Source organism: Sphingobacterium thalpophilum, from assembly GCF_038396785.1.
Taxonomy (GTDB): Bacteria; Bacteroidota; Bacteroidia; order Sphingobacteriales; family Sphingobacteriaceae; genus Sphingobacterium; species Sphingobacterium thalpophilum_A.
Genome location: NZ_CP151087.1, coordinates 5,586,871 through 5,599,630, shown reverse-complemented (window position 1 = coordinate 5,599,630; position 12,760 = coordinate 5,586,871). Strand labels below are relative to the sequence as shown.

At 38.2% G+C, this 12,760-nt stretch carries 12 protein-coding genes; 4 read left to right on the top strand and 8 right to left on the bottom strand.

Annotated features, from left to right (window positions below; genetic code table 11):
• The first annotated feature begins 130 nt into the window (after positions 1 to 130).
• Both AACH28_RS24755 and AACH28_RS24750 read left to right on the top strand, forming a co-directional pair.
• Complete coding sequence (locus AACH28_RS24755) at positions 131 to 811, top strand: DUF3857 domain-containing protein (RefSeq protein ID WP_341831811.1); 681 nt, start codon at positions 131 to 133, stop codon at positions 809 to 811.
• Positions 709 to 2,871, top strand: coding sequence for a DUF2569 family protein (locus AACH28_RS24750; RefSeq protein WP_341833141.1), 2,163 nt, complete (start codon positions 709 to 711; stop codon positions 2,869 to 2,871). The genes AACH28_RS24755 and AACH28_RS24750 overlap by 103 nt, the downstream gene beginning before the upstream one ends.
• A gap of 70 nt (positions 2,872 to 2,941) precedes the next feature.
• Here AACH28_RS24750 and AACH28_RS24745 read toward each other — a convergent pair whose 3' ends face one another.
• The 5 genes from AACH28_RS24745 to thrS all read right to left on the bottom strand — a co-directional run bounded on the left by AACH28_RS24745 (position 2,942) and on the right by thrS (position 6,824).
• Entirely contained in the window at positions 2,942 to 3,391 is a 450-nt protein-coding gene (locus tag AACH28_RS24745; RefSeq protein WP_336836030.1) for a DUF3060 domain-containing protein, read from the bottom strand.
• 252 nt (positions 3,392 to 3,643) lie between these two features.
• The gene (gene rplT, locus AACH28_RS24740; protein WP_046674462.1) at positions 3,644 to 3,988 is read right to left on the bottom strand and encodes a 50S ribosomal protein L20; all 345 of its coding nucleotides are present in this window, start codon (positions 3,986 to 3,988) and stop codon (positions 3,644 to 3,646) included.
• A gap of 98 nt (positions 3,989 to 4,086) precedes the next feature.
• Complete coding sequence (rpmI, locus tag AACH28_RS24735; RefSeq protein WP_002993964.1) at positions 4,087 to 4,287, bottom strand: 50S ribosomal protein L35; 201 nt, start codon at positions 4,285 to 4,287, stop codon at positions 4,087 to 4,089.
• A 39-nt stretch (positions 4,288 to 4,326) separates the two neighbouring features.
• Entirely contained in the window at positions 4,327 to 4,887 is a 561-nt protein-coding gene (gene infC, locus AACH28_RS24730; protein ID WP_075993338.1) for a translation initiation factor IF-3, read from the bottom strand.
• Between the two features lie 11 nt (positions 4,888 to 4,898).
• Positions 4,899 to 6,824 carry a threonine--tRNA ligase gene (thrS, locus tag AACH28_RS24725; protein ID WP_336836033.1) on the bottom strand — a complete coding sequence of 642 codons (1,926 nt, stop codon included), beginning with the start codon at positions 6,822 to 6,824 and terminating at the stop codon, positions 4,899 to 4,901.
• A gap of 709 nt (positions 6,825 to 7,533) precedes the next feature.
• Between thrS and AACH28_RS24720 the strand changes: the two genes are divergently transcribed.
• Positions 7,534 to 8,157 carry a 7-carboxy-7-deazaguanine synthase QueE gene (locus AACH28_RS24720; protein WP_341831810.1) on the top strand — a complete coding sequence of 208 codons (624 nt, stop codon included), beginning with the start codon at positions 7,534 to 7,536 and terminating at the stop codon, positions 8,155 to 8,157.
• A 93-nt stretch (positions 8,158 to 8,250) separates the two neighbouring features.
• Here AACH28_RS24720 and AACH28_RS24715 read toward each other — a convergent pair whose 3' ends face one another.
• The 3 genes from AACH28_RS24715 to AACH28_RS24705 form a co-directional block, all read right to left on the bottom strand.
• Positions 8,251 to 9,498 carry a hypothetical protein gene (locus tag AACH28_RS24715; RefSeq protein WP_341831809.1) on the bottom strand — a complete coding sequence of 416 codons (1,248 nt, stop codon included), beginning with the start codon at positions 9,496 to 9,498 and terminating at the stop codon, positions 8,251 to 8,253.
• A 135-nt stretch (positions 9,499 to 9,633) separates the two neighbouring features.
• Positions 9,634 to 10,710 carry a Gfo/Idh/MocA family oxidoreductase gene (locus AACH28_RS24710; protein WP_341831808.1) on the bottom strand — a complete coding sequence of 359 codons (1,077 nt, stop codon included), beginning with the start codon at positions 10,708 to 10,710 and terminating at the stop codon, positions 9,634 to 9,636.
• Between the two features lie 18 nt (positions 10,711 to 10,728).
• Positions 10,729 to 11,319, bottom strand: coding sequence for a phosphatase PAP2 family protein (locus tag AACH28_RS24705; protein ID WP_070567677.1), 591 nt, complete (start codon positions 11,317 to 11,319; stop codon positions 10,729 to 10,731).
• A 580-nt stretch (positions 11,320 to 11,899) separates the two neighbouring features.
• Here AACH28_RS24705 and hisG point away from each other — a divergent pair.
• Positions 11,900 to 12,751, top strand: coding sequence for an ATP phosphoribosyltransferase (gene hisG, locus AACH28_RS24700; RefSeq protein WP_046674456.1), 852 nt, complete (start codon positions 11,900 to 11,902; stop codon positions 12,749 to 12,751).
• Positions 12,752 to 12,760 lie beyond the last annotated feature (9 nt).

Below are 12,760 nucleotides of genomic sequence, written 5' to 3'. Positions count from 1 at the left end.
CCGTTATATATGGACACCCCTTTTAGTTGCCAAATAACCTAGACTCAACTAAAGTCGAATTTCCAATATTCCCCAAATTCGACTATCGTCGCTTCCAATTTTTACTTATCTTAGGCTAAATTATGAATTAATGAAAAGATTTAGCCATCTTCTATTTGCCTTTGTACTCGTACTAGCTGCATTTTCCTGGTCTTTTAGCCAAACAACTATCCAAAAAACAGCATCGCCAGCTTGGCTGCGCTCCACTACAAAAAAGGCCATAAAGCCAAATTTGGATGATATTAGTGATGGATATTACTATGAGTTAATCGAACATCAAATAAACTTAGCTACCCAAACGAAATATTATAAGGACATCAAAGTTCTCTTTGATCAGACTGGAATCGAAAATCTGGGACAAGTTCAGGTAACCTTTGACCCGCATTTCCAAAAACTTCAACTACATGAGCTAAAGGTTATTCGTAACGGCAAAGATATTAACCTATTACCGCAGGCAAAATTTAAGCTGCTTGCCGCTGAAACGGAGCTTTCGAGATCCATCTACAACGGAAGCCAGATGGCCCATTATGTTTTGGAGGATTTACGTAAAGACGACAAGATTGTATTCGCTTATTCAATAATAGGTGCAAATCCGGTATTTGACAGAAATTTTTCGACAGTTATTACTTACAGGGGTATGAACTCACTGGGCTGGTCCATCTCAACTATATTGTACCCCATGGTCGCAAACTGCAGTTTAAGAGTTTCAATGGCGCACCTGAGGTACAGCAACAGTCAACAGGAAATACAACAAATTATTTCTGGGAGCTGACGGCGGACAAAACAATTCAGTACGAAGATTATAGTCCGTCGTGGTACAGCCCTTTAAAATATATCCAATGCTCGGAATTCAATACCTGGCAGGAAGTTGATCAATGGAACCGTAAAATTAATCCCATTCCACAAATAGCAACCACAAGTACACTTCAAACCTTCGTCAATCAACTTTGGAAAGAGTCCAAAGGGCAACCCTATACGTACTTGAAAAAGGCCTGCGACTTTGTACAAAATGAGATACGCTATATGGGTATTGAGATGGGAGAATATTCCCACCGGGCAAATGTTCCAGAAAAAGTATTTTCCCAGCGCTACGGCGATTGTAAAGATAAATCAATGCTACTGGCCACAATGCTCAAAAACAAGAATATTGATGTAGGACTCGTATTAGCCAATACCTATAAGAATAGAGGCCTGCAGGAAGAACTCCCCTCGCCTTATGCTTTCAACCATATGGTTATTGAAGTTAATATTGGTGGACGTTCCCAATATATTGACCCAACCATAACCAATCAGGGTGGAGATATCAAAAACAGGTATTTCCCAGCTTATGGAAAAGTACTCTCGACTATGGGTAGTGGAAAGCTTACAGACGTACCGCAGCATGTTACCGGCAATATTAAAGTCAAGGAAACATTGACAATGGAAGGCAAATTTGAGGCCACCCTTGATGTCCACACAACTTATGTTGGGAATGAAGCGGACGATATGCGTACTTACTTTCAAAGCAGTGCCAAAAATGACGTACAGAAGCAATACTTGGAGTATTATGCCAAGATCTATCCGAAGATCAATAAAATTGGAAATATACAATACAGAGATGATATAGAAAACAATATCGTGGAGATCATCGAAAAGTATAAAATAAAAAGCATTGGAAAAATAGAAAGCGGATCTACTAAAAAATATATTCCTTTGTTAGGGACAAATATCAATGATAGGCTTCCAGAGATCACGGAAGATCGTATTGCCCCCCTCAGCCTTTCTTTTCCAACCGATCTAATCTACGAGATGTATATTGTCAATAAAGGAAAACAGGAATTTGGCAATTACCGAAACAATAGTTATTTCGACCGGACTGCATATGTTTTCGGTAAAACACTGGAAGTAAAGCAAGATAGTATGAAGGTTGCATACACGTTAAGTTTCCACGAACCCTTTGTCGAGCAAAAAGACCTAAAACAGTACTATACAGATTTTACAGATCGTGATAATATCTTTTACAATGGTTTCTATCTTGACAATGACGGTTACGTAATAGATGGGATACCTCGGTTAGGAACACCTTCTTCAGTCAATGAGATTAACTGGTTTTCATTAATTCTATTTATTTTATTACTATCATCCTTGCTTTGGTATATCGCAAAAAGGTACAGTAAGAGCAAACCTTTTATCATCAAACCCTATAACGAAATTTATCATGACCAAATTGGGGGCTGGATGATTTTTTTACTTCTTTTAATAGCTACAAGCATATTTACGAAATTCACTTTTCTTTTCTTTAGGGAGTCCTTTTTCAACCTTAATACCTGGCGGGCGATAGACCATATCGATGGTGGTGCACCTACATTCTATAAAATGCTACTCATATCTGAAATGACAGCTCATCTTTTAATTCTGGTCGGGTTCGTTTATAGTTTCATCCTTATGATCAAAAAAAGGGATATTTTTGCCCAGACATTTTTTCTAGTTACTTTGTTTATGGCTATATTCTATCTCGTCCATGCAATAGGATACCATTATATGTCCAAACAATATATGGGTATCACGGATGATTCATTTTCAAATTATACAGATCACATCAGAGCGATGCTTTTCTTCTGCATTTGGGGAACTTATGTCTATAAATCGGAACGCGTAAAGGGCACCTGTGTCCGGCCATATCAGAACGATGGGATTATGCAGAAGGCTGCGACAGGGCATCCTTTTGATCAAGATTTTCTAAAGCCTTATTCAATGATGAAACAAGAAGAAAACGAAGCTGGAGCGGAATTTCAATCCCAGAGCGATAGAGCTGATCGCAGTCATCCCGAGCACGATCAAGACAAACCATAGCTACCATTTTCATAAAAAAGGGTTCTGTAAATAATATACACAACCCTTTTTTATGGAAATCTGATTTACATTATTTCATTTTCATCACCATATTATCCGCGCCTTCAGTAGACACTTTTACCTGACCAGATTTGTTCTTCGTAGACTTATAATGGACATGGTTTTTGACTCCCTCAATTTGAACAGTCTCTACTGAACCAATATTAACCATATTGTCTGCCCCCTCTATCGTCACCGTTGTGATGTCATTCCCTGTTACAGTATTCCCCTTCCCCTCAATAATCAATTTACTCACATTGCCACGGATCACAACTTTATTGTCAGCACCTTCTATTTGTACAATCTCCCCCCCTTTGGCCTCTATCGTACGATTATTGTTCACCCCTTCAATTGAGATAACTTTTCCCTGCTGATTAACCACATCGTTCGTTAGAGCCTTAGAAACTGGCTCTTTGGCCGCCATCACCAAACTTCCGATCAAAAGAAGTGAAAATCCAACTGTAATTGTTCTTAGTTTCATAATGTTATGTTTTCTACAGATCAACAAAAATCAAACCTAATTTCAAATCTAAAAGAGATATAAGTTATAATATACAGCGTCGATTGCATCAAGAGTATAATTGGGGAGTAAGAACTAAAATGAAACATAGCATTGAATTGGGTTTACCTGGCACATAACGTCCAAAAAAATATACAGTAACCGTCATAACAAAAAAAGGAGCCTAAAAGGCTCCTTTAATATCTCTAACAAATTGACAGCGGATTAAAAACTCTATTTTACTGCGTCTACAACTGCTTTGAAAGCTTCTGGGTTATTTAAAGCTAAGTCAGCTAAAACCTTACGGTTCAAACCAATGTTTTTAGCGTTTAATTTACCGATCAATTGGGAATAAGAAATTCCGTGTTGACGAGCTCCAGCGTTGATACGTTGAATCCATAAAGCTCTAAACTCGCGTTTTTTGGTTTTACGATCGCGGTAAGCATATTGTAAACCTTTTTCTACTGTATTTTTAGCAATAGTATAAACTTTGCTACGTGATCCAAAGTAACCTTTTGCAAGGCCTAGGATTTTTTTGCGTCTTCTTCTAGAAGCTACTGCGTTAACCGAACGTGGCATATTTTTAAAATTAGTTTGGTAGAAGGTGTCATGTATTTCAATGAACTTACAACCTTATACCCGGTTAAAAAATTATTATTAATAAAATCGAATAAAACTTATTTACCGATAGCAAGCATACGTTTTACGTTGCCCATATCGCCATCAGATACATAACTTGTTTGTGTTAAGTTACGTTTACGTTTTGTGCTCTTTTTTGTCAAGATGTGGCTTTTGAAAGCGTTTTTTCTTGCAATTTTACCTGTTCCAGTCAATTTGAAACGTTTCTTTGCGCTGGAATTGGTTTTAACTTTTGGCATAATACTTATAAATTTTATATCAATCTGTTAGAATTCTTATTATTTTTTAGGAGCCTTTGGAGCTACTGTTAAAAACATGCGCTTACCTTCTAATTTCGGTAAAAGCTCTACTTTACCGTAATCCTCTAAAGCCTGAGCAAAGCGTAACAACAAGATTTCACCTTGATCCTTGTGTACAATAGCACGACCTTTGAAGTGTACATAAGCACGAACTTTCTCTCCACTTTCAAGAAACTTAATCGCATGCTTCAATTTGAACTCAAAATCATGCTCACCAGAGTTAGGTCCGAAACGGATTTCTTTAATAACAGTCTGTTTTGCATTAGCTTTGATTTCCTTTTGTTTCTTCTTCTGTTCGTAAACAAACTTACTGTAGTCGATAATCTTACAAACCGGCGGTACAGCATTTGGCGAAATCTCCACTAAATCAAGTTCCAACTCATCAGCCAACTCTAACGCTTTGCGCGTAGGGAAAACTCCTTGTTCCACATTATCTCCTACCAAACGTACCTCAGGTACTTTGATTAACTCATTAATGCGGTGATCTGGTTCTTTCTTTCTCATTGGTGGTCTTGGACCACCGGGTCTTTTTAATGCCAAATGTTTAAAAATTAAACGGTTATTTCCTTAATTAATATATCTCTAAATGCCTCAGCAGTCATAGTTCCTAATTCCACTGAGCCATGTTTACGTACAGAAACTGTGCCATTTTCCACCTCTTTTTCCCCTACAATCAACATATAAGGAAGCTTTTTCACTTCGGCGTCTCTGATTTTTCTGCCCACTTTCTCGTCACGTAAGTCTATCAGTCCGCGAATATCGGAATTATTTAGCGAATTCAAAACATTTTGAGCATATTCTTCATATTTTTCTGACACTGGCAAGACTATAAATTGCTCAGGTGCAAGCCATAATGGGAATTGTCCAGCACAATGTTCGATCAGTACAGCTACAAAACGCTCCAAAGATCCAAAAGGTGCCCGGTGAATCATCACAGGGCGATGTTTCATGTTATCACTTCCTGTATATTCCAACTCAAAGCGCTCAGGCAAATTGTAATCCACCTGTATAGTACCTAACTGCCATTTACGACCTAAAGCATCCTTCACCATAAAATCCAATTTTGGACCATAGAAAGCCGCTTCACCATACTCTACGACTGTCGGCAAGCCTTTTTCCTCCGCCGCTTCAATAATTGCAGATTCAGCCAAAGCCCAGTTTTCGTCAGTACCAATATACTTCGTACGATTCTCAGGATCACGTAACGACACTTGTGCTGTATAATCATTAAAGCCTAAGGCTCCAAAAACATAAAGTACTAAATCGATTACCTTTTTGAATTCATCTTTAACCTGATCTGGACGACAAAATAAATGGGCATCATCCTGAGTAAACCCACGCACCCTTGTTAAACCGTGAAGCTCACCAGACTGTTCGTAACGATATACAGTACCAAACTCAGCAAATCGAACCGGTAAGTCCTTATACGAGCGCGGTTTTACTTTATAAATTTCACAGTGATGCGGACAGTTCATTGGTTTTAACAAAAACTCTTCTCCTTCGATAGGAGTTTTTATTGGTTGAAATGAATCCGCGCCATATTTCTCATAGTGCCCAGAAGTCACATATAATTGCTTATGTCCGATATGCGGAGTAACAACAGGCTCATACCCTGAGTTTAACTGTGCTTTCTGTAAGAAGTCTATCAGCTTTTGACGTAATGCAGCTCCTTTAGGCAACCAAAGAGGCAAACCTGCACCAACCTTTTCAGAAAAAGCAAAAAGTTCCAACTCTTTCCCCAGTTTACGGTGATCGCGTTTTTTCGCCTCTTCTATAAATTTCAAATATTCTGTAAGCTCCGATGCCTTAGGGAACGTAACACCATAAATACGTGTCAACTGTTTGCGAGACTCATCACCTCTCCAGTAAGCACCGGCAACATTAGTCAATTTAATCGCTTTGATAAACCCAGTATTCGGAATATGAGGGCCGCGACATAAATCTGTAAATTCCCCCTGTGTATAGAAAGTAATCTTTCCATCTTCCAAGTCTTTGATTAAATCTAGCTTATACTCATCTCCTTTTTCAGTAAAGTAAGCCAATGCATCCGATTTCGAAACAGCTTTACGTTCAAATGTTTCTTTCCGTTTAGCCAGCTCCAACATCTTGTCTTCGATCGCTTTAAAGTCATCAGACGAGAATTCACGATCACCAAAATCAACATCGTAGTAAAATCCGGTTTCAATCGCGGGACCAATACCAAATTTAATCCCAGGATACAATGCCTCCAAAGCCTCAGCCAACAAGTGTGCTGAAGAATGCCAAAAAGTGGATTTACCTTTGGTATCATTCCAGGTCAATAACTTGACAGTAGCGTCATTTTCAATAGCACGGGCAGAATCCCACACTTCACCATTTACTTCGGCAGCAAGGACGTTTCTTGCAAGCCCTTCTGAGATTGATAACGCAATCTCTGCAGCAGTGATCCCTTGTTGATAATCTCTTACGGAACCATCCGGTAGTGTAATTTTAATCATTTACAACTATGATCTTTAAATTGTTAAAAAATAGAAAACATAAAACAACATGTACAATTATGTTATTACACTTATGTTTTCAATAAATAAATTGTGACACAAATTTAGTAAAAATTCTGATAAAATAACAGGTTTTTTGCGCTATTCAACGCATTCTATCGTCACAATTTAACAAAGTTGTTTTCAGCTTTTATAATTTATGACCCGACAAAAATAGAAAGCCGAACCTACACCCGTCTTGTCCATAGTTTAAATACGCTAAATTCATCAGCTTTACACGCTTTACATCCTCATCATTGCTGTTTAAAGCGAATTATTAATCTGATCTTATTGATCAACAGCCCCTCGCTATTGCCCCATGTACATCCCAACAATGAATGAAAATCAGGTTATATATTAACAGGGTAATTACAGGGGGTTAACAGGGGTATAACAGGGGGTTAACAGGGGTAAATCCCTATTACCCCCTTGTTAACCCCCTGTAAAAAGAGTGTTTTTACGATGTTAATAGAGAATGAAACATCAACTTGATAAGGAAAGAGCTATTACCTATGTGCTTTTTCTCAAAAACAATCTAAAATATGGGTGTATAGCAGCCTGCACCAGTAATTATGATCGCTAAAAAATGACAGGACAGCTACTTAAAAGCCGCAACACAAATTGAGCATCTCATTAATATTTGCTACCTTTGCAGACTGAAATTTTAACTATGTCAAATCAAGTACCAGAAGACGGAACACTATTACCCTTAATGGAAGAATTTTACACCATTCAGGGAGAAGGCTACCACACCGGGACTGCTGCTTATTTCATACGATTGGGTGGTTGCGATGTAGGTTGCCACTGGTGCGATGTGAAGGAAAGTTGGGATGCATCTATCCACCCCCTTACAACCGCAGATTCGATTATCGAAAATGCAAAGAAATATCCGGCAAAAACAGTTGTCATTACGGGTGGCGAACCACTTATTTATAATTTGGATTACCTAACAAAAGGACTTCATGAGGCGGGCATTAAAACGTTTATTGAAACCTCAGGTGCATATCCTTTGAGTGGCGAATGGGACTGGATATGTTTATCTCCAAAAAAATTCAAAGCACCACGCAAAGATGTGTTAGAAGCTGCTGGTGAACTTAAAGTTATCGTTTTCAATAAAAGCGATTTCGCTTGGGGAGAAGAATATGCACAACTTGTAGGGCCAAACTGCAGATTATACCTTCAACCTGAATGGTCGAAATCTAAAGAAATGACGCCTTCTATTATTGATTACGTAAAAGAAAACCCTAAATGGGATATTTCACTACAAACACATAAGTTTTTAAACATTCCTTAATAGTGAAATGCACGATTAAATAGACACAAAAAAGGCTTTCGACAGTATCGAAAGCCTTTTTTTATCAATCTATATTAATGCATGTCATTTAAATCACTTCACATAGGTTTTTAAAAAAGTGTCCAGGTCTAGCGTCTTCGTTTCTTCACCTTCCTTCTCCCGGACCAGCACATTTCCAGCATTATCAGCATCTAGAAATAATAAGGTCGCCTTTAATAAAATCTTTCCATTTTCATCCAACAATCCAACTTTACCATTTTCAGAGAACATCAAATAATTGTCTAAAAATTTACTGATATTTTCCTTCTTGTCAAGCAGAACTTTCCCTTCCTGTGTAACCAATCCAAAATTACCATCCTTCTGAAAAATAGCAAGTTTTTGATTTGCTGGCGTAAGCCAGTCAAACCCTTCCTTATTTACCTTCCCCCCCTTCTTATCCAACAACCAAAAATAATTATCCTTATCTGAAACAATAGCAGTCTGCTCATTAAAATACGCTAAAGAGAAAAGAGAGCAAGGCAGTACATCTTCTCCCGCCATGTTTTTTATACCATAATATTCATCATTGGTATCTTTATCCTTGACCATGGTCCATTTAAGTGACTTATCCAATGGGAAAGTATCTTCAAATAAACTCACATCTTCCCCCTCACTCGTATTACCTCCCCCCGAGATATCAATCACCTTTGCATTTTTGGGAAGCTCGAAATCTGCCGCAGAAGATACATTGGTGACTTTCGTTGTTTCAAAACCAAGATCATTGTTCTCACCCAAAGACAATTTGAGAACACCTCCAGGCAAATCATTGATAAATGAAAATGCCGTCAAATAATAAGTAGGCACCGCTTCCGAATACCATACCGTTGCTACTGCAGAATCGGCATTGTTTTTTATCAATAACTTTGCTTTCTTACAGGTAATTCCCGCTATCGATTCGATCTCGCCCATATCTTGCAGCTGCACATAGGGACCTTCCGACTCCCCTAACTTCGCACTGACAATCTTATAGGCTGGATTGTATGCTTCGGCAGTAACAATATCATCGCCGACCGAATACGAATATGTTTTTGCTAATTTTCGATTTAAAATAGCATGTGCTTTTTGATTCACGACAGTGGAAGAATAATCGGCATCTGTTAAAATTTCCACATTCCGATAAGCCATTTTTCCTTTCAAAAATGGCTCATAAAACTCTTTTGCAAATTCCGGAACTTCATTTTCAAATTTTTCAGGTGAAACTTCACCTTTAAACACCAACTCCATCTGCCATTGCTTATCTTGCGCATAAGTTGTCGAAATTGATAATCCAAATAATAGTGCAACGCTGAGTAAATTATTCATAAGAATGATAAATATCTAGCTAAATAACAAAAGACAGACCAAAAAGCCTATCTTTTGCTCTATTTTTTTATTTATTTACTTTTTTCTCTTCATATTTCCATAAAATGTAAAAACGTGATCGCTAAGCAAAATAAACTACAATTTTATCATCTGCCCAGTTTTCACAGCTTCGTCACATGCCAAAGCAATCCGTAGACTATTAACTGCATCTTCCATCGAATCAGAAAGGTCCAAATTATCTACAATCGCCTGCAGAAAGAATAACTGCTCCCGATTACATAATTCTTGATGATCAGGCTCATCGGATAAGTTGACCCACTCATCGACCTTCGTAAATTCGTTTGCCGAATCTAAATCGGCGTAATGTACGCGAAGGCTTTCTGTTTGTGTATGGGATGCTACCGAATCCGATTTACCTTCATCGCTTGCTTTGTTTGCGACAATGGAAACGGCGCCCTTAGGTCCAAAAACGTCCTTTACAAAAAAAGCGTTCTGACTAATCATTGGTCCCCATCCGGCTTCATACCATCCTACGGACCCATCTTCAAAATGCAGTTGCAATTGTCCATAGTTGTAGTTCCAGGCAGGAATCTCATCGGTTAACCGTGCACCTATTGCAGATACATACAATGGCTTCGCCCCCACCATTTGACACATGACATCAATATAATGAACTCCGCAGTCAACAATGGGACTTAAACTAGACATTAGATTTTTATGCACATCCCACATATACCCATGGCTCTGTTGATTCAGGTTCATCCGCATAACAAGTGGCTTTCCCATTTTTTGGGATATTTCAATAAATTTGATCCAGGAGGGATGATACCTCAAAATATATCCAACAACCAATTTTTTATCGTATTGCAGCGCTGCATCGACGACTTCCTGCGCCGAAATCACGTCTTCAGCTAAAGGCTTTTCAATAAAAACATGAGCGCCAGCCTGAAAGGCTTTTATAGCATACGCTTTATGTGTATCTGGATAGGTCGCAATACAAACGGCATCCGGTTTCGTTTCCTGAAGTGCATCCTCATAAGATTCAAACAGTTTATAGTTACCTCCCAATTGCTCATTCAGTTTACTTTTGCTCTCCCCGCGAGCTACTAGACCCACAATTTGAAAGCCATCTAAATCGTGATATGCCTTCGCATGAGATGCGCCCATATTTCCACATCCAACAACCAATATTTTAATAACCTCTTGTATCATTTTTTTTCTATTGCTATATTATTTCTTTAATCCATCCAAAGCAAAGGCCGCTCCCGTTCCTAGTACAGCTCCTGCTAATACATCGGAGGGAAAATGTACGCCCAAATACATCCTTGAATATCCCACGCTACTCGCCCATAAAAGGGATGGCGCAACGACGTACCACTTCGAGTAGGCTCGAGACAAAGCAGAAGCCGTAGCAAAAGCAGATGACGTATGACCAGAGGGAAAGGAATACCCACCGGCTGTACGAACCGATATGAAATTAGGATATTTTTTAAATGGCCTACTTCGCTTAAAGATATGTTTTAAACCAACATTCACTAGCGCTGTTACAGCCGTACTACTGGCGACATACAGGGCATTCTGACGCATTGCCTTATCATCGTTGACCGCACCTGCCACCAGTAAACCAACAGGAACGGCTATCTGAACATAGTTATTGATATCAGAAAGCACTTTAAATGTTTGTGTTTGTGGCGCTGTCCGAGTCTCAGCTATGGACTCCAATATCCGGATATCTAACGTAGACGCTGGACTTTCTTGTCCTAGAACAGGGCCATAAAGACAGTTAACCCAACAAATAAAAATAAAAGCTAATCTTTTCATCTAACAAATAATTGATCTAATTTACCATTCCCTTGAATTAGGTACCACTAAACACACTACTCCAATTTATTAAACAACAACTTCTCCCCCCACTATTGTCACTTTTATCCGCTATTAACTTAATAAGTTACTCCCCAATCCTTAAAAATAAGGAAATTTATGAGAGTTGTCACCCTATCAAGAAACATTTCGATTGGACAAAATTTCACAAGCTCACTATTGGAGTAATTCAAACAGCTTACTATAGGATAGGAAATCAGCATTGTCTTTTGTCTAAATTATAGTGTATTCCCCAATAAATGACCTAGTTTTTACAATTTTTTCAAGAAAATTGAATTCATTTCAACAACAAGTCCATTAGGATAAGAATTTTAAAATGATAGTCTTGCATTTCCCATTAATTTACTATACATTTGCTTGCAGTTATTAATACAAACATGGTCTATACTTGCGTACATCATTTTCATTTTCATCATCGCCATTGTGGCGATATGTTAATTTAATGTGTTCTTACGTAGAATACCTTCCCTCTTGTTTGATTTCTTATTATTAATAATTTACTGCTAACATTTATAAAGCGTTGAAAAATCTTAAAATTGCTATCCAAAAATCGGGTAGGTTAAACGAAAAATCTGTTCAATTACTGAAAAATTGTGGTTTAGACTTCGAGAACTACAAAAGTTCTTTAATCACCACGGTTGGGAATTTCCCACTCGAAATATTATTTCTGAGAGATGATGATATTCCGGGATATGTGGAACAAGGTATAGCCGACCTGGGCATCGTCGGTGAAAACATCATTGATGAGACCGAATCTAAAGTAGAATACATCAAGAGGCTTGGTTTTGGAAAATGTACATTGAAACTTGCTATTCCCAAAGATAGCACCATCCAAGACATTAAAGACCTTAACGGCAAAGCAATCGCAACCTCTTATCCAAATATCCTAAAGAATTTTCTAGACGAGTATAAGATCAATGCAGATATCCGTTTGATATCTGGCTCAGTTGAAATTTCTCCCGGTTTGGGTCTTAGTGATGCGATCTGTGATATCGTATCGACCGGTGGAACACTAAAAAGTAATGGTTTGAAGCCTTTTGCTGATGTTAAAAATTCAGAAGCCATATTGGTCGGAAGAAAGGGATTGGAAGGCAATGAAGTTTTGGCGGAATTAGTGCAACGTATCGAATCTGTTCTTTTAGCAAAAGAAACTAAATATGTGGTATTGAATGTCGAAAAGAAAAATTTGCCGGCTATTACTTCTTTATTACACGGTGTTAAGAGTCCTACGGTTGTTCCACTGGCAGAAGAAGGTTGGGTTGCTGTACACACTGTTATCACGGAAGATGACTTTTGGGATAAGATCAATAAGTTAAAAGCTGAAGGTGCCCAAGGTATCGTTGTAATGCCAATTGAAAAAATCATCCTTTAAACTTGACAC